Origin of the sequence: Gordonia sp. NPDC058843 (assembly GCF_042743165.1) — a bacterium.
In the GTDB taxonomy this organism is placed as follows: domain Bacteria; phylum Actinomycetota; class Actinomycetes; order Mycobacteriales; family Mycobacteriaceae; genus Gordonia.
Map to the genome: position 1 here is coordinate 1 of NZ_JBHYNC010000006.1, position 21,272 is coordinate 21,272.

The following is a 21,272-nucleotide window of genomic DNA, read 5'->3' on the forward strand; positions in this document are numbered from 1 at the left end:
CTGTTTTCTCCTTGTGCTGCGAGGCGGTGTTATACTTTTTGCTCCCTGTGGTGCGAGGAGCGGTGATTCTGTTTGCTCCCTGAGGTGCGAGGAGCGATAGCGACGAGCCTCGAAGGGCTTGGTGAGTTCGACTCGCCGGGCCCTTCGAGGCTCGCTTCGCTCGCACCTCAGGGAGCAGCGGGTGCGTCAAGCTTGAGAGCGCTTGCGCGTCAGACGTTTCCGCCAGCTGCGGGAGGTGCGGTGGCATCGGATGTCCTCTCGCCGTTGAACTCGCGCTCGACGAAGTTCTCGAGGTCGAACAGGTTTCCGTTGCAGCGCTCGGCGATGGTCTGCAGGGTCGTCATGGTCGCGACCTCCTCGACCTGTTCCTTGAGGAACCACTGCACGAACTGCTCGCCGAGGTAGTCGCCGGTGTCACGGGCCGACTTGGCGAGGTCGACGACCTGCTGGGTCACCGTCTTCTCCTGTGCGAGAGCGAGATCGATGGGCGCGCGGTAATCGTCGAAGCGGTTGTTGGGCGCCGGGATGCCGGGGATCTCGACCTCCATGTCCCGGTCGAGGAAGTACTGCACGATCATCATCGCGTGATTGCGTTCTTCGACTGCCTGGCGGTAGAAGAGCTTTGCGAGCTGCGGCATGTCGTGATTGTCGAAGTAGGTGGCGACCGCGATGTACTGCTGTGAGGCGTAGAACTCGTTGCTGATCTGGTCGTGCAGCAGTTGGTGAAATTTCGTGTGCTCGGTCATGCGGACCATCGTAGAGCCGAAAAATGGCTCTCACCAGCAAGTTCAGGCTAAGTAAGGCAAGTCTCGCCTGCCTTTGGGAACCCTTCTACGACGGTCCGCCCGCGTCGACGAGAAGCTCGTCGGGGATCGGTTGACCTGCGCGGAGCAGGGCGAAGAACTCCTCGGTCTGCCCGTTGACCGGCAGTGCCAGACCCTCGTCGGTGAAGGTGCTCTCGCCTGCGGGGGTCGTCGTGGTGATGGGGTCGCGGAGAGCGAACATGAGCGATGCGAGGTTCCAGATGTGGTCGCGGTCATCGACGGTGAGGGCGTCGATGGCGCCACCGACGAAACCGAAGAGCCGGAACGGGTTGAGCAGCACCGTCGGGCTGGTGGCGCGGGAGACCAGTGCCGCGAGGAACTTCCGCTGGTTGATCACCCGCTCGAGGTCTGCCCGCGGGAATGCGCGTGTGCGAACCAGTCCGAGTGCCTGCCGGCCGTCGAGTCGGTGACAGCCTTTCGCGAGGCGCAGACCGGCTTTCGGGTCGTTGAGGGGCTGGTCGATGCACATGTCGACGCCGCCGACCGAGTCGACGAGGGTGTCGAATCCGCCGAAGCCGATCTCCGCGTAGTGGTCGATGCGGATCCCGGTCAGGTTCTCGACGGTCTGCACGAGCAGCGCCGGACCGCCGATGCTGAAGGAGGCGTTGATCTTCAGGTTGCCGTGACCCGGAACCTCAACGTACAGGTCGCGCGGGATGCTCACCACGATCGCCTTGCCGCCGCCGGGTGGATTGTGGACGAGCATGATCGTGTCGGTGCGGGAGCCGTCGGCGTCACCCGTGGCCAGTGCTCGGCGTTGTTCCTCGGTGAGGTCGGAGCGCGAGTCGGTGCCGACGATGAGCCAGTTGGTGCCGGGGGTGTCCGATGGGCGGCCGGCATAGGCCGGCAGCGCGTCGATGCGATCGAGTCTCGAGTCGTAGTAGAACAGCAGTCCGACACTGCCGAGGACGATGACGAGCAGCAGGACCATCAGGATCTTGCCGACCCGGAGGCCGCGACGCCCGGTGCGCCGTGGCCGCGGAGGCGCTGCCGGTCGAGGAGATGCTGCCGGTCGCGGAGGCACGGGCGGGCGATCGCCGGAGCGGTTGCGGTCGCGCCGATCCTCGCGCGGCGGACGTGGGCCTCGAGACCGATCGTCCGGGATCGGTTCCGGCCGCTGGGTGGGGGCGTACCCACCGGCGCCGGATGCGGGATGCGGCGGCCGGCCGGCCGGACCGGGCCCCGGAGCGCGGCGCGGGTCGGATCCGCCCGCGGGGATACGTGGCATGGCCTGCGGATGAGCCGACGGGCCGACGCTGCCGGGAGGTGGGCGGTGGCCGTGGCCGGGAGGCGGTCCCGGGCGCGGAGTCGGGCCCGCTGGCCGCCCGGGCGGCATCGGCGGCCCGGGGCGACCTCGCCGGATGATCGGCGGGTCCTGCTCGTTCATCCCATCAAATGTACGCATGGGCGACCGTGGCGGATGTCGGTCGGTTGGCGTGCCGACGCGGCGTCGTCCCCAGCGCAATATGCCGCTGAGGTCTCATCGCGGCCCGAACGGGGTACAGGACTGGCCATGACCGACAAACACGTCGCCGAAGCGGGCGGCGCAGGAATCGATGACGCAGCGTCCGACGGCACCGGGACCGAGGGTGGGCAGACGCCACTGCGGCGCGCCATCACCGGCAAGCTGCTCTTCTTGTTCATCCTGGGTGACGTACTCGGCGCGGGGATCTATGCGCTCGTCGGCGAGGTCGCGGGCGAGGTCGGCGGCGCGATCTGGGTGCCGCTGGCGCTCGCTCTGGGGCTGGCGATGCTGACCGCGGCGTCGTATGCCGAGCTCGTCACCAAGTACCCGCGGGCCGGTGGCGCGGCGGTGTTCGCGCGACATGCCTACCGCCATCCGCTGGTCTCGTTCCTCGTCGGATTCTGCATGCTGGCCGCAGGCGTCACGAGTGCCGCCGGGCTCGCGCTCGCCTTCGCCGGCGACTACCTGCAGGTCTTCCTCGACGTGCCGACCACTGTGGCGGCGCTGGTGTTCCTCCTCGCGGTCGCGGCGCTGAACGCCCGCGGGATCACCGAGTCCCTGCGAGCCAACGTGGTGATGACCGTCGTCGAGGTCTCCGGACTCGTCCTCGTCGTCGTCCTGGCCGGCATCGTGCTGGGTCGCGGGGACGGCGAGCCGCAGCGCGTGCTGGAGTTCACCGACGAGTCCACGCCGGCGCTGGCCGTGCTCGGGGCCGCGCTGCTGGCCTATTACTCGTTCGTCGGCTTCGAGACCGCCGCCAACATGGCCGAGGAAGTCCGTGACGTGCGGAGGGTGTACCCCAAGGCGCTGTTCGGTGCCCTGCTCGTCGCGGGAGTGGTGTACGTCCTCGTCGGCCTCGCGGTGTCGGTGGTCGCCCCACCCGAGCGACTGGTGGAGTCGTCGGGTCCGCTGCTCGAGGTCGTCTCCATCGCCGATGTCGGGATACCCGACGAATTGTTTTCCCTGATCGCGTTGATCGCCGTCGCGAACGGCGCATTGCTGACCATGATCATGTCGTCGCGCCTGACCTTCGGCATGGCACGTGACGGGCTGCTCCCCGGGGCCCTGGCGAAGGTCCTGCCCAGACGACGGACGCCGTGGACGGCGATCCTGGCGACCACCGCAGTCGCGATGGTCCTCTCGGCGACAGGCACCGTCGCGGCACTCGCCGAGACCGTGGTGCTCCTGCTGCTGTTCGTGTTCATCAGCACCAACGTTGCCGTCCTCGTGCTGCGCCGCGAGCGGACGGACACCGACCACTTCCGGGCGCCGACGATCCTGCCGGTGCTCGCGGTGATCTCCTGCATCGTGCTGATGACCCAGCAGAGTGCGTCGACATGGTTGCGCGCCGGCATCCTGATCGTCGTCGGACTCGTGCTCTATCTCCTCGCGCGGGTCACCGGATCGGGCGGGCGCCCGGTCGCCGACGACGATCGTGCCGAGGGCGACGCCGAGCCCAGCTGATGTCGCATGCGACATCAATCCGTTCGCGCGACCTCGATCGAGGTCGCCCCGACGGACTCAAGTCGCATGGGACATCAGTCCGACGCCCCGGCCGCCGACTCAACGCTCCGCGAGCGACCCGATCTCCGGTGCGTCGGCGCCGAAGTGGCGGAAGAGAGCCCGGCGTCGTGCGCGGGCGCCGGTCCATTCCAGGTAACGCGGGCCGGCCGGTGTGCGCGCAATGATCTGGTAGGTGAACGTATTTCGCAGCCATGCGAAGCCGAAGGCCCACGGCAGTGCGGGGCGCAGACCGAGGTCGCGCATGCCGCGTACGCCGAGGAACCCCTGCAGCATGCTGACGAGGCGGGCACGGGTGTAGCGCGCGGCCACGCGGGGAAAACGTCGGTAGTGCAGGCGATTCTGGGCGTCGACGATGGCTGTGGTGAGCGCCGCGCCGGCGTCGGTCACGTCGTGCTGTGCCAGTAGGACCGCGTAACTCAGCTGATGCTGGTCACGTTCGGAGTCGAAGAGCCAGTCGTCGTCGACGCCGATCAACCAGCCGACATATTTCCAGAGATGCATGAGGGCGCGGGAGTCGTCGCGGCTCACCGGGACGCCGAGGGCGCGGACGCCCATCATCAATGCGCCGCTGAAGAGGTTCAGTGTGGCGGCCAGGTCGGACTGGTTGATCGGCAGACCCCACTGGTCGATGTCCCAGCGACCGTTGTGCTCGTACCGCTCGTTGACCAGGGCATGCATGAGGCGCACGTGGACGGTGAGCCGCCAGCCCTCGCCGCCGCGGGCCATCCCGCCCGGTTCACCGACCGCGATGGCCCACGTCTGTGTCTCGCCGAGACGCCGGATGACGGTGTTCCCGGTGAGTCCGCCCGTGGCGACCAGCAGGTCGGCGGGTCCGCCGAACCGGTAGCCGCCGATCAGGGAGAGCTGCAGCAGGACGTCGTTGGCGTTCTGGCCGAAACGTCGGTAGACCGCGGCGCCGCGGTCGCAGAGATCGGGATCGACCCAGTCCGGGGTGTCCTCGACGAGTGCGAAGAAGTCGCGGAGGGCCGCCGGTGCGTCGGACGGGATGTCGCCGGCGAGCGCCTGCTGGAACTGGCGCATCGTCACCCGACCGTCGGCGTCCCGCGGGAGCCGCATCGCCCGGACCAGTGTCGCGGCGGGTTCGTCTCGGGTGCGCAGGCGTCGCCCGAGCCGGGCGAGTTCGTCGTCGGTGGGTTCGCGGAGGTGGTTGTAGACCTTCAGGAGCTTGCCGATGCGTCGACCGCGGGACTCGGCGGCCCGATGGCGTCGCGGGAACGGGACGTTCGCAGGCTCGGCGGTCGGGACGGGCGGTGCGTCGACGGTCATGAGACGAATTTACCGAATCATCTCACCGTGTTCAACGGTGGCCGGGTAGGGCTGCACGGTCGACGGGATCGAGCGCACAGTGGACGGGAATGGACGCACAGTCGACGGGATCGAGCGCACGGTCGACGGGGGGTAGGGGTTGCTCACCCGACCCAGGACAGGTGGTCCCGCAGCAGCCCGTACCCGACGAAGGCCACCACGTCGATGACCGCATGGGCGATGACGAGCGGCCAGACGCGCCCGCTGACCTGGTAGAAGCGACCGTAGACGATGCCCATCACGAGGTTCCCGACGCCGCCTCCGAAGCCCTGGTACAGGTGATAGCCGCCGCGGAGGATCGCGCTGGCCGCGAGCGATGCGCCGTCGGACACCCCGAGCTGGCGCAGCCGGGTGATGAAGTACGCGACGACGACGATTTCTTCGGCGGCGGCGTTGCCGATCGCGATCAGCACGAGAACCGGCCACTCCCACCAGGTGTCGGCCTGGCTGGGTACGAGGCTCGCGTTGAGGCCGAGCGCGCGGGCCACCGCGACGAGCCCCAGCCCGGGGAGACCGATCACGGCGGCGAGGACCAGCCCGGCGGGAACGTCGCGGCGCGGAGTCCACCGGCCGAGTCCGACTCGCGACAGCCCGATTCCGCTGCGCCACAACAGGTAGACACCCAGGGCGGCGATGGCGAACAGCCGGAGTCCGCTCATGATCTGCCGGACGGCGTCGATGAGATCGAGATCGGACCGGCTGGGATTGAGGGCGACGGTTGTCTCGCCGATGCCGCCGGCGAGCTGTGCCTCGAGCAGTGCGAGCGCCGCCGAGAGTGCGGAGAACGCGAATGTCAGGACGCCGACGATGACCAGTTCGACAATGATGCCGCGTCGTTCGATCCGGTCGGTGACGACCGGGACGCCGTGCGGGGACGGCTTCAGGTACTCGCGCAAGCCCATGCCGGTCAGCCTAGGACCCCTTGCTCCGCAGCGATGGTGGGCAAGCGGCGCGCGTCGGCGCCACGAAACGCGGGTCAGTCGGGCATCGAGTTCAGAAACGGGCAGCCCGCGAGGTTGCGCAACGCACGGGACAGTTCGAACACGTCGGAGACCGGACGGGCGAAGGGGAGCCGGACGTCGGAGTCACCTTCGAGTCCCTCGATGCGGAACCGGATGCCGAAGCGATCGAGACCGAGCGGCCGCACGCGTCCGGTGCGCAGGTCGGCGGGGAGTTTGCGGACCAGTTGTCCGACGATGTCGGCGTGATCGGAGTCGAGGTGCTCCAGCCAACTGCCCTCGTGCTCCCAGAACGGGTCGGGATCGGCGTCGGCGAGTTCGGTGGCCGGCACCGAGGCCGCTCCGTCCGACGACGCGATCACCGCGGTGTCGACCTGGAGTCGCAACATCGACGCGCCGTGCCCGATGTCCAGGAGTCCGTCGTCGGGGTGCTCGGCTGCGATCTCGATGGCCAGGTCGCGCTCGAGGTCCCGCGGAACCTCGTGCAGGGTGCCGTTCAGCCAGATGACCGACCGGACGCGCTCACGCAGGTCGATGGGCGCCCAGTCGGTCACCTCGAGCATGGCGGGGATGCCCTCGGCGCCGTCGACGATCCGGATCGCGTCCCCGTCGGTCGGTACGAGGACGAAGGCCTGGGACTCGAAGAGGTGCACGACGTCGATGGGGGTGGCGTCCGCGCCCTCGACGGCCAGGATCGCGGAACCGACGCGACGACAGGCCGTCTGGATCATCTCGGCATCCGTCGGGCGGTCGGTCGTCGTTCTCGTCATGACAGTCTCTCCGGTCGGCGTCTCGGGGCGCAGGTCGTATGAAAGGTAACCCTAACCTAAATTCCTGGAGCGCATGCGTCAATGTTTTTCACACGCATGCGTCGAGGTCGGGACACATATGCGAAACGGTCTCGGCGGGGCGACTTCCACTAGGCTCGTGTGGTGCCTGTGATCGCCTACTTCGGCCCGCCCGGAACCTTCACCGAGATGGCACTCGACGCGGTCCTCGCCGCACATCGATCCGAAGCCGGCCTCGAACTGTCGGGCGGGATCGACCGGGTTGCCGCGTCGAGTCCCGCCGCCACCATCGCCATGATCCGTAGCGGGGAGGCCGACTACGGCTGTGTGCCGATCGAGAGCTCGATCGAGGGTTCGGTGCCCGCGACGATGGATGCGCTGGTGCCGTCGGTGGCCGATGCCGCCGACGGGCGTGTGCAGGCGTTCGCGGAGACAGTGCTGGACATCTCCTTCTCGATCGCAGCCGTCACCCCGCTGCCCGCGGCCGATGTCCGTACGATCGCCGCGTACCCTGTTGCGTCCGCACAGGTGCGTCGCCGGGTCGGTGAGCTGTTCCCGAATGCGCAATTCGTGATCGCGAGCTCCAATGCCGCTGCCGCGCATGACGTCGCGGCCGGGAAGGCGGATGCCGCGGTCACCACGGGACTCGCGGCCCGGCTGTCCGGACTCGTCGTACTCGCCGATGGTGTCGCCGATGCGCGAGAGGCGACGACGCGGTTCCTCCTGCTCGGTCGACCGGGAATCCCGTTACCCCGCACCGGTGCCGACCGCACGTCGGTCATACTCGACCTGTCGAACGAACCGGGCAGCCTGATGGCGGCGATGAACGAATTCGCCTCGCGCGGAATCGACCTCACGCGCATCGAGTCCCGCCCGCAGCGCGACGAGGCCCAGGGTCGCAGCATCGCGGGGCGGTACCGGTTCTTCCTCGACGCCGTCGGACACATCGACGACGCGGCCGTCGCCGAAGCGCTTGCCGCCCTTCACCGCCGGTCCGAACGGGTGGTGTTCCTCGGGTCGTGGCCGGCGGTACGCACCACCGGCTCCGCCCCACCCGACCACACCGAGTCGATCGCCTGGATCGACGCAATGCGCCGAGGAGGCAAGTGATGGCGCGACTACATCTGGTCCGTCACGGCGAGACCACGTCGAACGTCATGCGCCGCCTGGACACCGCCCTACCCGGTGCCGCACTCACCGATTTCGGTGCGCGGCAAGGAGTTCGTTTCGGCCTGGAGAACGTGCCGGAACAGCACGCGGTGCTGCTCAGTTCGCGGGCGCTCCGCGCACGTCAGACCGCAGAGTTGATCGGGTCGGTGTGGGACGTGGAGACCGCCGCGATCGACGGTGTGCACGAGGTGCAGGCCGGTGACCTGGAAGACCGCGCCGACCGTGAATCGCATGAGGTCTTCCAGGGCATCATGCACCGCTGGCACGACGGCGATCTCGACGCGCGCATCCCGGGTGGCGAATCCCTCACGATGGTCTATGACCGGTACCTGCCGACGGTCGAGGATCTCGCCGACATGTATCTCACCGGACCGGATCAGCGCGATGTGTTCCTGGTGAGTCACGGTGCGGCCATCCGCCTGATCGCCGCACGCCTCGCCGGGATCGACTCCCGGTTCGCCGCCGCAACCCACCTGGGCAACACCGGTTCCATCGAACTCGAGTACTCCGACGGGGTGTGGGTGTGCCGGCGCTGGGGCGCCTCGACCGCGCCGTTCGAGGTCGTCGACGAGCCACTCGTCGACGAACCGATGGGCTGAGCGCGGCGCCTACTTGATGATGGCGTCGACCGTCTTCTTCAGTGCCGAGGGTTGCGACGGTCGTCGGGGCGCCTTCTCCCTACGGCGCAGCATCTCCTCGCCGATCTCCCGGAGGTCCTTGCGGCTCAGGGCCTCTCGGACCTTGGGGAACCACTCGTCCTCTTCCTCCTCGATGTGGTGCTCCACGTTCTCGATGAGGACGGTGGTCTTGGCGTCGAACCGCTCGGCGTCCGGCGACAGGGCGGCGAGCTCTACGACGAGGACGTCGGCGACGTGGTGCTCCTCGTACGACTCGAGGATGTCGTCGGTGAGCTCAGGCACGCGCTTGCGGATCTCCGGGTACATCACCTCGTTCTCGATGTAGGTGTGCACGGTGAGGGCCTCGATGATCTTGTCGACGATCTTGCCCTTGGTCTTGATGGCGTTGTCGCCCTGCGACTTGAAGTCGCGGAACAGTTTGCGGATCTCCTTGTGGTCATCCCGCAGGATGACGATGGCGTCTGAGGACATGGACGGACTCCTGAGATAGAGGGCTGCTCGATCTGCTACCCCTCATACCGCGTTCCGTCGCAGGTCAAACATCGAGAGCGATTCCGGCAACCGCGTCGGGCGTGCGAGGGCCCGATCTAACCCCACCCGTTGGCGTGCAGCCATTCGTCGTCGATGCCGAAGTGGTGTGCGATCTCGTGGACGACGGTTATCGCCACCTCGTGGACCACCTCTTCCCGCGAATGGCACATCGCGAGGATGGGGTCGCGGTAGATGGTGATGGTGTCGGGCAGGAAACCGCCGTAGTCGCTGGTCCGCATCGTCAGTGCCACGCCGTGATAGAGCCCGAGGATGCCGGGTTCTTCGGGGTTGAACGGCTCGACGAGGATGACCACGTTGTTCATGGCGTCGGTCAGGTCGCCGGGGATGGTGTCCAGCGCATCGGAGACCAGCCCGTCGAACTCGTCGTCGGACATCGTCACGGACATCGACTCAACCCGCCGGGGCCGGTGCTTCGGCGGGGTTGGGCGCGATTCCCGGCGGGAGCGGTACCGGTGTCGGCAGGGCTCGCCCCGGGGGGCCCTGCGGCGGTGCGACCGGCGCACGACCGTTGATCAGCAGGGCGCCACCCTTGGCGTCGCCCACGAGGGTCGCGAATCCGCCACGCTTGTCGGGCAGTCCGAGGTAGCAGACCACCTTGCGGCTACCCGCGAGCCAACTCGGTTCGCTGAGTACCGACCACTGGACATTGAGCGTGGTCGCGTCGAGCGGCTTGCGCCCACCGACGAACCGTTCGGCCTGCACCGGACAGATCGAACCGAGGTAGCTGTTCTGCGCTCCGGTCGGCGGCCACGGCTTGTTCGACATCCGGTCGCCGAAGCGGACAGACAGATCGACGATCCCGGTCGTTTGGAAGGCATGTGGCTCAGCACAGTTGACCGCGAAACCGGTCGGTGCGCGGGTCTCGGGATCGATCCCGACGCAGGTGCCCTCGGGCCACACGTACGACTGGTTCTGGTCGGCGACCCGGCCGGAGAATTGGACTGGCGCACCGTCCGCACCGTTCTCCTGGACGCCGCAGCGCAGCTGACGCGCCCCCTTGTCCCACTGCGCCTGCGAGGGGTACATCATGCCGACCGCAAAGCGGCCCTGCGGATCGAGACGACCGTCGAGGTACTGGTCCACCATGACCGGGCACTGCTCGTCGCGGATGGTCGCGAAACGCTCGGCACCCGGCCAGAGAGCGTCCTCGCCGAACTCCGCACCCGGGATCAGCGAGGTGTCGATGGCGCCTGCGACCTCGAACCGGTGCTTCTGCTCGCACGGCACGTCGAGCGGCTGTCCGGGGTTGCCTGCGGGCCAATCCAGGCAGTCACCCGCGACCGACTTCGTGAAGGCGTTCTCGGTGAGTCGCTCGCCTTCGCCGATGTTGCTGCCGCCGACGCTGCCGCTGTCGTCGAAGACCCCCGTCGCGAAGGCGATCCCGCCCGCCACGAGCGCGCCGACGACGATCGCACCCAGGATCACGAAGACCGGGTTGCGGGCGATGCTGCCTGGTCGGCGCGGCCCGCCGGTCGGTCGGCCGGATGCCGACGCAGGCGGTGCATCGGCGTCGGCGGGGTGGCTGCGGTCGGGGTCGGGCGCGTTCATCGGGATCCATCATGCCTAACGGACCGGACCGGGCACACCCTCGTGCGCCGATGACCGGTGCCGGCCTGCTCTCGGCTGATGTCGGCGCCCGGGTTCGACGACCGGTTGTTCATGCCGAGTCGGGTGTCAGGTGCCGGGCGGCGACTCCGGTGAGCTCGTTCCGGAAGCCCTCATATCCCTCGCGCAGGCGATCTCCCGGCCACGGCTCCGGGAGCAGTTCGCCGGGCAGGAGCGGGTCGCCCAGTATGTGGCGCACGATGGCGGCGGCGACCTCGAACCGGTCTGCGAGCGCGGGCGCGGTGTGCAACGCGTCGAGCAACTCGACCGCGGACGCCGCCCAGGTCGACGGTGCGAACAGCCGCGACGCCAGCTCCGTCGACGCCTCCTCGGGAACGGCGCGGAAGAAGCTGAGGCGTCGACGAAGTTCTGGCGGGAACTCGAGGTCGACGTTCGCCGGACGCGCCCAGACGCCCTCGCGGAGCTCACCGAGTCGGGCCTTCTGCAGGGTGTCGCGCAGGAGCGCACGGTCGGTGGAGCTCTCCGAACCGATGGTCACCACGGCGAGGTCCCAGTTGCCGTCCCAGTCGCGCCGCGCCGGATGCAGAGCGCGGTCCTGTCGTCGTTGTCGTTCGACGAGTCGTGGCGAGAGTCGGCATCTTCCGTCGGTCCGTTCGAGATCTCCCGCCGCGACCAGTCGGGTGAGGGCCACTCGTACTGTCGATTCGCGTAGTCCGAGCTCGGTGGCCATGGCCAGTAATCCGTTGATCGACGCATCGGGCGCGTCGAGGCCCAGCAGGGCGCTGAGGATGACCGAACGGGCCGTGAGCTTGGGAATCTCCACGCGTCCGGCCACGGCGTCGATGGTATCGAGGAGGTCGAGCGGCGCGTAGGGCTGCGTTTCATTACAGATTCATAGCGCTTGCGCCGAGGATGTAATACGGTGGATCGCGACTCCGATCAGGAAGGCGGGTCCCGCCATGTCCACTCACGCCGTCACCAATCAGGTGCCCGAACTCGTCGACTTCGACGCTGCGGACAATCCGGCGATCTCCGAGGCGGTTCACCGCGCGGGCGCCGACCACATGCTCGAGGAGTTGCATCGAATCGGCCGTCTGGCCGGCGGTGCCGAGGCGCTGGGTTGGGGCGATCTGGCGGAATCACGCCCACCGGAGCTGCGGACCCATGACCGGTACGGCAACCGGGTGGACGAGGTCGTCTACGACCCCGCCTATCACCACCTGATGCGGACGGGCATAGGCCTGGGACTCGGCGGCGCCGCATGGTCGGACCCGAGCCCGACGGCACATTTCGAGCGCGCCGTGAAGTCGAGCGTGTGGGGGCAGGTGGATGCCGGGCATGGCTGCCCGATGTCGATGACCTACGGCGTGGTCCCGGCGCTGCGCGCCGACACCGAGCTCGCGAGACTCTATGAACCGCTTCTGGTTTCGACGGCCTACGACCCGGGGCTCCGCACCCCGACGACGAAATCAGGACTGACGGCGGGGATGTCGATGACCGAGAAACAAGGCGGGTCCGACGTCCGCGCCAACACGACGACCGCCGTGGCGCATCCGGACGGGACCTACCGCATCACCGGCCACAAATGGTTCACCTCCGCGCCCATGTGCGATGTGTTCCTGGTGCTGGCGCAAGCGCCGGGCGGCCTGTCGTGCTTCTTCGTCCCGCGGATCCTGCCCGACGGAACGCGCAACACCTTCCTGCTCCAACGGTTGAAAGCAAAGTTGGGCAACCACTCCAACGCGAGCAGTGAAGTGGAGTACGACGACACGGTCGGGTGGCTCGTCGGTGAGGAAGGCCGCGGCGTCGCGACGATCATCGAGATGGTGAACATGACCCGCCTGGACTGCACCCTGGGGTCGGCGACCGGCATGCGGGTCGGCGTCGCCCAGGCCGCCCATCACGCCAATCATCGCCGGGCCTTCGGTACCGCTCTCGTCGACCAGCCGTTGATGCGCAATGTCCTCGCCGATCTCGCAGTCGAGTCGGAAGGCGCGACGATGACGGCGCTCTGGCTAGCCGAGCTGACCGACAAAGCCGGCGCGGGTGACCAGCGGGCCGACGCCTTGCGACGGATCTCGCTCGCGGTCAGCAAGTACTACGTGTGCAAACGGGCCCCGATCCATGCTGCCGAATCACTGGAGTGTCTGGGCGGCAACGGATATGTCGAGGAGTCGCGGATGCCGAGGCTCTACCGGGAGGCCCCGCTCATGTCCATCTGGGAGGGTTCGGGCAACGTCGCCGCCCTGGATGTGTTGCGGGCGATGGCCAAACAGCCCGACACGGTCACCGCGTTCCTCGACGAGATCGATGGTGCGGCAGGGGCGGACCGGCACCTCGACGCCGCCGCCGAGGACCTTCGCCGCGAGTTCGGCGATCTCGATTCGATGCAGTACCGAGCCCGTCGGGTCGTCGGCCGCATGGCCCAGCTCCTGCAGGCCTCTCTACTGGTCCGGTACGGACATCCCGCGGTCGCCGATGCGTTCGTCGCGAGTCGGCTCGGCAACGACCGGGGAGATGTGTTCGGCACCCTGCCGCCGGGTGTCGACACGGCGTCGATCATCGAACGCGTGATCCCGAAGACGGTGCAGGAGAACACACATGGATGAGGCGAGCGGGTCGCGACCGGCGGGGTGGCGCGACGATCTCCGCCACGGCGAGGACTCCTTGTTCGCCGGACGCGCGGAAGGTGAACCGGGTGTCGACTACCGCACTCTCACCTACGAGGTCACCGGCCGGATCGCCCGTATCACGTTCAACCGGCCCGATCAGGGCAACGCGATAACCGCCGACACCCCCGTCGAGCTGTCACACGCCGTCGAGCGCGCCGACCTCGACCCCGGCGTCCACGTGATCGTCGTGTCCGGGCGGGGTAAGGGTTTCTGCGGCGGATACGACCTGTCGATCTTCGCGGAGAACGGCGGCGACCCGTCGCAAGCTGTCGATCCTCGAACCGGCACCGTTCTCGATCCCGTTGTGCAGGCACGCAATCACGACCCGAACCGCACCTGGGATCCGATGGTCGACTACGCGATGATGAGCAGGTTCAACCGCGGCTTCGCCAGCCTGCTCCACGCCGACAAGCCCACGGTCGCCAAGCTGCACGGCTTCGCGGTCGCCGGCGGCACCGACATCGCGCTCTACGCCGACCAGATCATCTGCGCCGACGACACCAAGATCGGGTATCCGCCGACCCGGGTCTGGGGAATTCCCGCCGCAGGCATGTGGGCCCATCGTCTCGGTGACCAGCGCGCGAAACGGCTGTTGTTCACCGGGGATTGCCTGTCGGGCGAGCAGGCGCACGAGTGGGGACTGGCCGTCGAGGCGCCGCCGGCGGACGAACTCGACGACCGCACCGAGGATCTCCTCGCGCGGATCGCGCGGATGCCGATCAATCAGCTCGTCATGGCCAAACTGGCCCTCAACAGCGCCCTCCTGGCGCAGGGAGTGACGAACTCGGGCATGATCAGCACGGTGTTCGACGGGATCTCCCGGCACACCCGAGAGGGATACGCCTTCCAGCAGCGCGCCGCGACCGCCGGATTCCGCGAAGCGGTCCGCGAGCGCGACGAGGTCAACGGCGACTGGAAGCGGGCTCAATTCCGTTCGCCGACAGAATGATCCTCTCTGGTCTCCGAGTGCAAGCATGGCGCCATCCTTCTGGTCCCTGGTCCGAAAGAAGCGACCCACCCCTTCGTGACGCTCGCAAACTTGCTCCTCAGGGAGCAGGGGTGACGCTCGCAAGCTCGCTCCTCAGTATCTGCGGCCTGGCGGCCGTCGTGGGCCACGAAAGAACTCCGCTCCCTGAGGAGGCCGGAGCCTGCGGAGGCCGTCTCGAAGGGTCGTGGCGAGCTGCGTCGCCGACCCTTCGTGGCTCGTCGCTAGCTGTAAGACCCGGTGAGGTTGTGAACGTGTACGCGTTCGATCGAGGTGAGGCCGCCGATGCCGGAGTGGGTTCGGTGGTGATTGTAGTCGTGGAGCCAGCCGGGGTAGGTGGCGGCGCGGGCGGCGTCGGTGGTGTAGGTCTCGGCGTAGGCCCATTCTGATGCCAGGGTGCGATTGAAGCGCTCGACTTTGCCGTTGGTCTGCGGACGGTACGGCCGGGTCTTCTTGTGGGTGATGTCGGCGCCCAGAGCGGACGCGAAAACCTTTGAGCGATAACATGCTCCGTTGTCAGTCAGCACTCGCTTCACGCTGATTGCGTGGTCGGCGAAGAAGGTGTTGGCGCGTGTCCAGAAGCCCGCGGCAGTCTCCTTACGCTCATCGGTGAGGATCTCCGAATAGGCCAACCGTGAGGGTCATCGACAGCATGATGCAGGAACGCGTAGCCGGGGCGCTGTCTCTTGTTGTGGCGGTTGCCGACCGCACGTCCCAGTTTGCGGTGGCCACCGCCATCAGGGACACGGCCGAGCTTGATATCGACGTGAAAGCAGGGTGAAGCTCGCTCCTCAGCTCAGGAGCGGAGTTCTTTCGATCAGTCCGCACAATGTGACTGGTGGGGTTTCTGTCCACCACAGTTCACCACGGTTCACTGCCGGGGTGTGAGTGACAATGCCTGGAGGACAATTGGATTCGATGAGGTTCAGGTTGTGGAGAAACCTCGTCGTCGAACGTTTTGGCGAGTACCTTGGTGTCATGACCTCGATCACCGAGCTTCGCGACACCCTCATTTCGCTGCTGCCACCACCCGACGACGGGAGTGGTCGCGCAGTGTGCGAGCGTCTCGACGAACTGCGCGTGATGCGCAACGTTCTCGATCATCAGATCGCCGTCCATATCGCCTTATTGGAGGCTTTGGGTGCGGCGGCGAGGGCGGGGTCGACGACGCGGTCGTGGCTGATCGACATGGGGATGCCACCGGGGGTTGCGCAGCGTGGTGCACGGATCGCCGCAGGGCTGGGGTCGTTGCCGAAGGTCGCCGACTGTGCCGCCGAGGGTTATCTCGCGGCTGAGTGTGTCGATGCGGTGGTCCGGGGCATCGCGCTCATCGACAAACAGGCCGCGGCTGCGTTGTCCGACGACGATCGGTCAGAGTTCGAGAGCGAACTGCTCGCGCAGGCGTTCTCCGGTGCCACACCGGCTGAGATCGCCAGTGATGCCCGCGGTATCGCGATTCGTGGTGTCGAAGAGGATCCGGACACTGTCGCGGCGGCTGATGATGCGTCGCTGAACTCTGTGCACACCCGGGTGACCGACGAAGGCAGAGTCGCCATCACCGCAGATGTGACCGCGGTGATCGGGGAGAAGTTCCTGACGATGATCGACGAACGCTCCTGCCCACGCCCCGAACCCGACGGCGCCGAGGATCGCCGTGACGTAGCCCAGCGTCGCGCCGACGGGCTGGAGCTACTGCTCGATCAAGCCGCAATCGGTGCCGCGATGACCACCGCAGGGGCACCCCGCACCCAAGTGCTGGTCACCATCCCCGCTGATGGCGCCGATCCGGCACGTCTGCCGTGGGTCGGGGCAGTCTCGACATCGACGACGCGACGACTGTCGTGTGACGGCGGGGTCGCCGAGATCGTCCTCGACAATGAAGGGGTGCCGTTACGGATGGGAACCACGAAACGGCTGTTCCCGCACCACCTGCGCCAAGCGATCATCGTGCGGGACGTCTGTTGTGTGAAATGCGGTGCCCCCGCAGCGCATACGCAAGTCCACCACGTGGTCCATTGGGCTGACGGTGGGCCGACTGACCTGGACAACGGATGCCTACTCTGCCAACGCTGTCACACTCAAGTCCATCACCACGGCTGGAGCGTGGTGATGGGGCCTGACCGGCATCCGTGGCTCATCCCACCCGTCGACATCGACCCCCGCCGGCTTCCCCGACCCTCCTACAACCGGCGCACCATGCGACTCGACGACGTGCTCGTCTAACGCCCCGCCCGCCAGTCCCCTTCGGCGTCGACCCGGCGCCACACGGCCTTTGACAACTCCACAGTGAAACCAGCGAACCCGACCACCGGGATCCTGTAGCAACAGATGGTGCATGTAGCGCATCGCTTTTCGCTACAGAATCCCGGCGGGTCGGGGGTGCCCCGGGATCAGGGGGCGTCGGCAATCAGGTCCACATCTCCCGGCGCGGAGAGCGTCAGTACCGCCTCCGCGATCCGCGGGTCGCGCTCCAACTCGTTCTCGAGTTCGCGAAGGGCGACCGCCACCGAGGACTCGACGTCGTCGCCCGCGAAATCGACCGCGGCGACGAGGAAGAGCTGAACGGGGCCGGTGTACTCGACGTGTAAATAGGTCACGCGATCGATGTTGCTGTGCGCAAGCAGGTCTCGTAGGACGTGTTGCTGGACGGCGTCGTCGACGGCCTGCCCGAGCAGGAACCGGCGGTTCTGGTTGATCAGCACGATCGCGACGACCCCGAGCAGCACGCCGACCAGGATGGAACCGATCGCATCGTAGGTGGCCGACCCGGTGACCTGGTGCAGGAGTACGCCGACGAAGGCAATGGCCAGGCCGATGAGCGCGGCCGCGTCCTCGGCGAAGACAGCGCGCAGAGTCGGGTCGGAGGTGCGGAACACCTGGCGGAGCAAGCTGATCCGGCGCTTGACGGCACCGCGTTTGGCCTGCTGGTAGGACCGCACGAACGAGATCCCTTCCAGCACCGCGGCGATCGCCAGCACCGCGTAGGCGATGCCGTAATCCGTGGCCGGTTCGGGTGACAGGAGTTCGGAGATGCCGTGCTGCACCGACACCGCGGCCCCGACGGCGAACAGACCGAACGCGGCGAACATCGACCAGATGTACGCCTCGCGCCCATAGCCCTGCGGATGGCGTGAGTCCCTGGGCCGATGGGCACGACGCTCCGCGATCAGCAGCAGGATCTCGTTCCCGGTGTCGGCCCACGAGTGAGCCGCCTCGGCGACGAGGGACGCGGACCCGGTGACCATCGCCGCACCGGTCTTGGCGACGGCGATCAGCAGGTTCGAGACGAAGGCGATGACGACCGTCAGGAAACTCTCGCTGGGGCCTGCGGATTCGTGTTGCGCTTCGGGCGGAGGAGACACTGCGGTCAGTCTCCCATATGATGCGAGGTCCGCCGGGTCGATCCGACCGGAGGTGTCCGGGGTCGCGCCTACACTCGCGGGCGTGGCAGCACATCCTGATGACCGACCGGCTCCCGATGCCCCCAGCCCCGACGTCGTCGAGCTGGCCACCCGCCTCTTCGACATGGCGCGGAGCGGTGACACCGAGACGCTGAGTGGTTACCTCGACGCCGGTGTCCCAGCAGATCTGCGCAATCAGTCCGGTGATTCGCTGCTCATGCTCGCGGCCTACCACGGGCATGCGTCGACGGTGTCGGCCCTCCTCGCCCGTGGCGCCGACGCCGACCTCGTCAACGACAAGGGGCAGACCCCGCTGGCAGGCGCGGTGTTCAAGGGTTTCGACGACGTGGCGCGTGTCCTCGTCGACGCCGGGGCCGACCCGCACAGGGGAACCCCGGCCGCCGACGCAGCAGCAGCCATGTTCGGGCGCGAGGACCTGCGCCGCCTGTGGGCCTGAGCCGCCCGTGCCGTCCGAAGCGGCGTGATCGGGTTCGCATCGTGCTCTCAAGTAGGGTTTGAAGTCGTGATCGACCTGAAGACTGTTCGCGACAACCCCGACCTCGTCCGCACCTCACAGCGCACCCGTGGTGAGGACCCGGGCCTGGTGGACGCGCTGCTCGCCGCCGATGCGGAGCGCCGGGCGGCCATCGTCGAAGCGGACGCGTTGCGATCCGAGCAGAAAACCCTCGGCAAGCAGGTCGGCAAGGCGCAGGGCGACGAGAAGCAGGCGCTCCTCACCAAGGGCAAGGAACTCGCCGAGCAGGTCAAGGCCGCGGTGGCGCGTCAGTCCGAGGCCGATGCGGCCGCGACGAAGGCCCACCGGGCGATCTCCAACATCGTGGCCGAGGGCGCGCCCGCGGGCGGAGAGGACGACTACGTGGTCCTCGAGCATGTCGGCGAGCCGCGCGACATCGAGAACCCGAAGGACCACCTCGAACTCGGCGAGTCACTCGGACTCCTCGACATGGAGCGCGGGGCCAAGGTGTCGGGGTCGCGGTTCTACTTCCTCACCGGTCAGGGTGCGCACCTGCAGCTGGCGCTGCTGAACATGGCCGCGCAGAAGGCCACCGCGAACGGGTTCACGCTGATGATCCCGCCGGTGCTCGTGCGTCCCGAGGTCATGGAGGGGACGGGCTTCCTCGGCGCCCACGCCGACGAGGTCTATCACCTGGACAAGGACGACGACCTCTACCTGGTGGGCACGTCGGAGGTGCCGCTCGCGGGCTACCACATGGACGAGATCCTCGACCTGTCCGACGGTCCCAAGCGCTACGCCGGATGGTCGACCTGCTTCCGCCGGGAGGCAGGCAGCTACGGCAAAGACACCCGCGGGATCATCCGCGTCCACCAGTTCGACAAGGTCGAGGGCTTCGTCTACTGCCGTCCCGAGGACGCCGCGGCCGAGCACCAGCGTCTGCTGGGGTGGGAGAAGGACATGCTCGCCGCCATCGACGTGCCCTACCGCGTGATCGATGTCGCCGGCGGTGACCTCGGCTCGTCGGCTTCGCGCAAGTACGACTGCGAGGCCTGGGTCCCGACGCAGGGCACCTATCGCGAGCTGACCTCGACGTCGAACTGCACGACGTTCCAGGCGCGCCGCCTCTCGATCCGGTACCGCGACGAGAACGGCAAGCCGCAGACCGCCGCCACTCTCAACGGAACGCTCGCGACGACCCGCTGGCTGGTCGCCATCCTCGAGAACCACCAGCAGCCCGACGGTTCGGTTCGACTGCCCGCCGAACTCGCGAAGTTCGTCGGTACCGACGTGCTCGCACCGCGCTGAGCTGAGCTCGTGTCGTGACCGCCGGCATCGTCATCGCGGTGATCGGTTCGCTGGCGTTCGCCGCCGCGGCCGTTCTGCAGGCGTTGGGCGCCGAGCAGGTCGCGCAACGAGCGGCGATCCGTGAGGAACGCCGACGATCCGCCGCCGCGCATCCGTCGTTGCGCTCGACGGCGGCCACGATGCTCACGGTGCCGTTCCTCGTCGGGTTCGTCTTCGACATCGTCGGTTTCGTCGCGACGATCGCCTCGGCGCGCCTGATCCCGCTGTTCCTGTCGCAGACGATCATCTCCGCCCGGCTCGTGGCCACCGCGCTGCTCGCGATGGTCATCCTGAAAGTCGGACTGACCCTCCGGGATTGGATCTCCGGGGCGGTGATCGTGCTGTCGCTGGTGCTGCTCGCGGTGTCGGCGGGCCGCGAGGGTGTGGAGCACACCGCATGGATGCACTGGGCGGTGCTCGTCGCCGGGCCGGCACTGATCGCCCTGGGTGTGATCATGATGCGCCGCCTGCGCACGCACATCGCGGCGGTCACCGGTCTCATCGCCGGCGCGGTCTTCGGCGTGATGGCGGTCGCGTCGCGCATCCTGGACGGGCTCGACCCGCTCGATTTGTCGGTGCTCTTCACCGACCCTGCGCTGTATGCATTGCTGCTCAGCGGGATCGGCGGCTTCTACCTGTTCACCGTGGCGCTGCAGACCGGTTCGGTCAACGCCGCAGCGGCCGCGCTGGTCGTCGGCCAGACGGTCTTGCCCGGCGCGGTGGGCATCGCGTTCCTCGGCGACGTCACGCGCACCGGGTGGGGTCCCGTCGCCATCGTGGCGTTCGTCGCAGCAGTTCTGGGCGGTGTGGTCCTGGCGTCGTCGGGGGCGGTCACCGCGGTCGAGACCGCCGACGCGACCAATGCGCCTGGCGGATACGGACATCCGCCTCGCGACGTCGATCACCGATAGGGGGCCGGCGGGGTCCTCGGAATCCGGTTGCGATTTCGCCCGGAGCCAGGGACAAGACGCAATGTGACAGCTCCTGTCGATGCGTCAGATGATCGCGCCGAGTAGTCGATCCAGCGCGCGATGCGTGCGTTCGCGAGCGGTGTCGTCGTCGGGGTGCCGGGCCAGCCAGAGCGCGGCCTCGTTCATCGCTCCGGACAGTTGGGCGGTGAGAGCGTCGAGGAGGTCGTCATCGACCCCGACAGCGGCGAGCGCATCGCGCAGGTGGGCTCCGGAACTCGCCTCGTCGAGTCGGCGCCACTCCTCCCATCCGATGACCGACGGCCCGTCGATGAGCAGGATTCGTGCTGCCGGTCCCACGGTGATGGCGTCGACGAACGCATGGGAGCCGTCGACCAGCTGCTGGGCAGGGTCGTTGCCGGCGGCCTGGGCGGCGGCAACCACAGCGTTGCCCACCTCCACCTGTCGTGCTTCCGCGACAGCGGCGAACAGCGCCTTCTTGTTGCGGAAGTGGTGATAGACCGCACCGCGGGTGACGCCCGCGACCTCGGCGACGTCGTCGAGGGACACGTCGGCGAAGCCACGCTCGGCGAACTGACGGGTGGCGGCGGCGAGGACGGCGCGGGCCGTCTCGGCTGCGGCTGCGGCGGAGGCTCTCGGCACGGAGGTCCC

General features: G+C 67.8%; 21 protein-coding genes and 1 pseudogene. 10 read left to right on the forward strand and 12 right to left on the reverse strand.

The features are described 5' to 3' along the window. Positions 1-209: 209 nt before the first annotated feature. Both ACFW3F_RS06115 and ACFW3F_RS06120 read right to left on the reverse strand, forming a co-directional pair. Complete coding sequence (locus tag ACFW3F_RS06115) at positions 210-746, reverse strand: ferritin (protein ID WP_388055340.1); 537 nt, start codon at positions 744-746, stop codon at positions 210-212. A gap of 85 nt (positions 747-831) precedes the next feature. Next, entirely contained in the window at positions 832-1,755 is a 924-nt protein-coding gene (locus tag ACFW3F_RS06120) for an LCP family protein (protein ID WP_388055341.1), read from the reverse strand. Between the two features lie 41 nt (positions 1,756-1,796). On the opposite strand from ACFW3F_RS06120, the gene ACFW3F_RS06125 reads away from it, so the two are divergent. After that, on the forward strand, positions 1,797-2,189 hold the full coding sequence (locus ACFW3F_RS06125) for a hypothetical protein (protein WP_388055344.1): 393 nt from the start codon (positions 1,797-1,799) through the stop codon (positions 2,187-2,189). Positions 2,190-2,337: 148 nt separating this feature from the next. After that, the gene (locus tag ACFW3F_RS06130) at positions 2,338-3,753 is read left to right on the forward strand and encodes an APC family permease (RefSeq protein WP_388055345.1); all 1,416 of its coding nucleotides are present in this window, start codon (positions 2,338-2,340) and stop codon (positions 3,751-3,753) included. 99 nt (positions 3,754-3,852) lie between these two features. Here the strand turns inward: ACFW3F_RS06130 and ACFW3F_RS06135 are convergent, their stop codons facing one another. The 3 genes from ACFW3F_RS06135 to ACFW3F_RS06145 all read right to left on the reverse strand — a co-directional run bounded on the left by ACFW3F_RS06135 (position 3,853) and on the right by ACFW3F_RS06145 (position 6,868). Next, positions 3,853-5,100 carry an oxygenase MpaB family protein gene (locus ACFW3F_RS06135; RefSeq protein ID WP_388055347.1) on the reverse strand — a complete coding sequence of 416 codons (1,248 nt, stop codon included), beginning with the start codon at positions 5,098-5,100 and terminating at the stop codon, positions 3,853-3,855. A 143-nt stretch (positions 5,101-5,243) separates the two neighbouring features. Beyond that, complete coding sequence (locus ACFW3F_RS06140) at positions 5,244-6,041, reverse strand: CPBP family intramembrane glutamic endopeptidase (RefSeq protein WP_388055349.1); 798 nt, start codon at positions 6,039-6,041, stop codon at positions 5,244-5,246. Positions 6,042-6,115: 74 nt separating this feature from the next. Further along, positions 6,116-6,868, reverse strand: coding sequence for a DUF2470 domain-containing protein (locus ACFW3F_RS06145; RefSeq protein WP_388055351.1), 753 nt, complete (start codon positions 6,866-6,868; stop codon positions 6,116-6,118). A gap of 159 nt (positions 6,869-7,027) precedes the next feature. Here ACFW3F_RS06145 and pheA point away from each other — a divergent pair, with 159 nt between their 5' ends. Beyond that, entirely contained in the window at positions 7,028-7,996 is a 969-nt protein-coding gene (pheA, locus tag ACFW3F_RS06150; protein WP_388055353.1) for a prephenate dehydratase, read from the forward strand. Beyond that, positions 7,996-8,655, forward strand: a complete 660-nt coding sequence (locus tag ACFW3F_RS06155; protein WP_388055355.1) for a histidine phosphatase family protein — start codon at positions 7,996-7,998, stop codon at positions 8,653-8,655. Before pheA ends, ACFW3F_RS06155 begins: the two co-directional genes overlap by 1 nt. Positions 8,656-8,664: 9 nt before the next feature. On the opposite strand, the gene ACFW3F_RS06160 is transcribed toward ACFW3F_RS06155, so the two are convergent. The 4 genes from ACFW3F_RS06160 to ACFW3F_RS06175 form a co-directional block, all read right to left on the reverse strand. Then, positions 8,665-9,165, reverse strand: a complete 501-nt coding sequence (locus tag ACFW3F_RS06160) for a hemerythrin domain-containing protein (protein WP_388055358.1) — start codon at positions 9,163-9,165, stop codon at positions 8,665-8,667. A gap of 116 nt (positions 9,166-9,281) precedes the next feature. After that, positions 9,282-9,632, reverse strand: a complete 351-nt coding sequence (locus tag ACFW3F_RS06165; protein WP_388055360.1) for a metallopeptidase family protein — start codon at positions 9,630-9,632, stop codon at positions 9,282-9,284. Between the two features lie 4 nt (positions 9,633-9,636). Further along, positions 9,637-10,794 (reverse strand): septum formation family protein, encoded by a 1,158-nt coding sequence (locus ACFW3F_RS06170; protein WP_388055362.1) that lies wholly within the window; start codon positions 10,792-10,794, stop codon positions 9,637-9,639. A 109-nt stretch (positions 10,795-10,903) separates the two neighbouring features. After that, a complete protein-coding gene (locus ACFW3F_RS06175; RefSeq protein WP_388055364.1) occupies positions 10,904-11,647 on the reverse strand; it encodes a PaaX family transcriptional regulator C-terminal domain-containing protein in 744 nt (247 codons plus the stop codon). 124 nt (positions 11,648-11,771) lie between these two features. Here ACFW3F_RS06175 and ACFW3F_RS06180 point away from each other — a divergent pair, with 124 nt between their 5' ends. Then, on the forward strand, positions 11,772-13,421 hold the full coding sequence (locus ACFW3F_RS06180) for an acyl-CoA dehydrogenase family protein (RefSeq protein ID WP_388055366.1): 1,650 nt from the start codon (positions 11,772-11,774) through the stop codon (positions 13,419-13,421). Further along, entirely contained in the window at positions 13,414-14,433 is a 1,020-nt protein-coding gene (locus ACFW3F_RS06185) for a crotonase/enoyl-CoA hydratase family protein (RefSeq protein ID WP_388055368.1), read from the forward strand. Before ACFW3F_RS06180 ends, ACFW3F_RS06185 begins: the two co-directional genes overlap by 8 nt. A gap of 260 nt (positions 14,434-14,693) precedes the next feature. Here ACFW3F_RS06185 and ACFW3F_RS06190 read toward each other — a convergent pair. Further along, positions 14,694-15,238 (reverse strand): annotated as a pseudogene (locus ACFW3F_RS06190) (integrase core domain-containing protein); the annotation flags it as partial. 209 nt (positions 15,239-15,447) lie between these two features. Between ACFW3F_RS06190 and ACFW3F_RS06195 the strand changes: the two are divergent. Continuing rightward, complete coding sequence (locus ACFW3F_RS06195) at positions 15,448-16,692, forward strand: DUF222 domain-containing protein (RefSeq protein WP_388055370.1); 1,245 nt, start codon at positions 15,448-15,450, stop codon at positions 16,690-16,692. Between the two features lie 167 nt (positions 16,693-16,859). On the opposite strand, the gene ACFW3F_RS06200 is transcribed toward ACFW3F_RS06195, so the two are convergent. Continuing rightward, entirely contained in the window at positions 16,860-17,831 is a 972-nt protein-coding gene (locus tag ACFW3F_RS06200; protein ID WP_388055372.1) for a cation diffusion facilitator family transporter, read from the reverse strand. Positions 17,832-17,913: 82 nt separating this feature from the next. On the opposite strand from ACFW3F_RS06200, the gene ACFW3F_RS06205 reads away from it, so the two are divergent. The 3 genes from ACFW3F_RS06205 to ACFW3F_RS06215 all read left to right on the forward strand — a co-directional run bounded on the left by ACFW3F_RS06205 (position 17,914) and on the right by ACFW3F_RS06215 (position 20,603). After that, positions 17,914-18,327 (forward strand): ankyrin repeat domain-containing protein, encoded by a 414-nt coding sequence (locus ACFW3F_RS06205; protein WP_388055374.1) that lies wholly within the window; start codon positions 17,914-17,916, stop codon positions 18,325-18,327. Between the two features lie 66 nt (positions 18,328-18,393). Continuing rightward, positions 18,394-19,653: a serine--tRNA ligase gene (gene serS, locus ACFW3F_RS06210; RefSeq protein ID WP_388055376.1), complete on the forward strand. Its 1,260-nt coding sequence runs from the start codon at positions 18,394-18,396 to the stop codon at positions 19,651-19,653. Positions 19,654-19,667: 14 nt separating this feature from the next. Continuing rightward, entirely contained in the window at positions 19,668-20,603 is a 936-nt protein-coding gene (locus tag ACFW3F_RS06215; protein WP_388055378.1) for an EamA/RhaT family transporter, read from the forward strand. An 84-nt stretch (positions 20,604-20,687) separates the two neighbouring features. On the opposite strand, the gene ACFW3F_RS06220 is transcribed toward ACFW3F_RS06215, so the two are convergent. Continuing rightward, positions 20,688-21,263: a TetR family transcriptional regulator gene (locus tag ACFW3F_RS06220; RefSeq protein ID WP_388055380.1), complete on the reverse strand. Its 576-nt coding sequence runs from the start codon at positions 21,261-21,263 to the stop codon at positions 20,688-20,690. Positions 21,264-21,272 lie beyond the last annotated feature (9 nt).

Coding starts and splice junctions, on each gene's coding strand:
- ACFW3F_RS06115 (WP_388055340.1), bottom strand. CDS start 746: ATGACCGAGCACACGAAATTTCACCAACTGCTGCACGACCAGATCAGC.
- ACFW3F_RS06120 (WP_388055341.1), bottom strand. CDS start 1,755: ATGGTCCTGCTGCTCGTCATCGTCCTCGGCAGTGTCGGACTGCTGTTC.
- ACFW3F_RS06130 (WP_388055345.1), top strand. CDS start 2,338: ATGACCGACAAACACGTCGCCGAAGCGGGCGGCGCAGGAATCGATGAC.
- ACFW3F_RS06135 (WP_388055347.1), bottom strand. CDS start 5,100: ATGACCGTCGACGCACCGCCCGTCCCGACCGCCGAGCCTGCGAACGTC.
- ACFW3F_RS06140 (WP_388055349.1), bottom strand. CDS start 6,041: ATGGGCTTGCGCGAGTACCTGAAGCCGTCCCCGCACGGCGTCCCGGTC.
- ACFW3F_RS06145 (WP_388055351.1), bottom strand. CDS start 6,868: ATGACGAGAACGACGACCGACCGCCCGACGGATGCCGAGATGATCCAG.
- ACFW3F_RS06155 (WP_388055355.1), top strand. CDS start 7,996: ATGGCGCGACTACATCTGGTCCGTCACGGCGAGACCACGTCGAACGTC.
- ACFW3F_RS06160 (WP_388055358.1), bottom strand. CDS start 9,165: ATGTCCTCAGACGCCATCGTCATCCTGCGGGATGACCACAAGGAGATC.
- ACFW3F_RS06165 (WP_388055360.1), bottom strand. CDS start 9,632: ATGTCCGTGACGATGTCCGACGACGAGTTCGACGGGCTGGTCTCCGAT.
- ACFW3F_RS06170 (WP_388055362.1), bottom strand. CDS start 10,794: ATGAACGCGCCCGACCCCGACCGCAGCCACCCCGCCGACGCCGATGCA.
- ACFW3F_RS06180 (WP_388055366.1), top strand. CDS start 11,772: ATGTCCACTCACGCCGTCACCAATCAGGTGCCCGAACTCGTCGACTTC.
- ACFW3F_RS06185 (WP_388055368.1), top strand. CDS start 13,414: ATGGATGAGGCGAGCGGGTCGCGACCGGCGGGGTGGCGCGACGATCTC.
- ACFW3F_RS06195 (WP_388055370.1), top strand. CDS start 15,448: ATGACCTCGATCACCGAGCTTCGCGACACCCTCATTTCGCTGCTGCCA.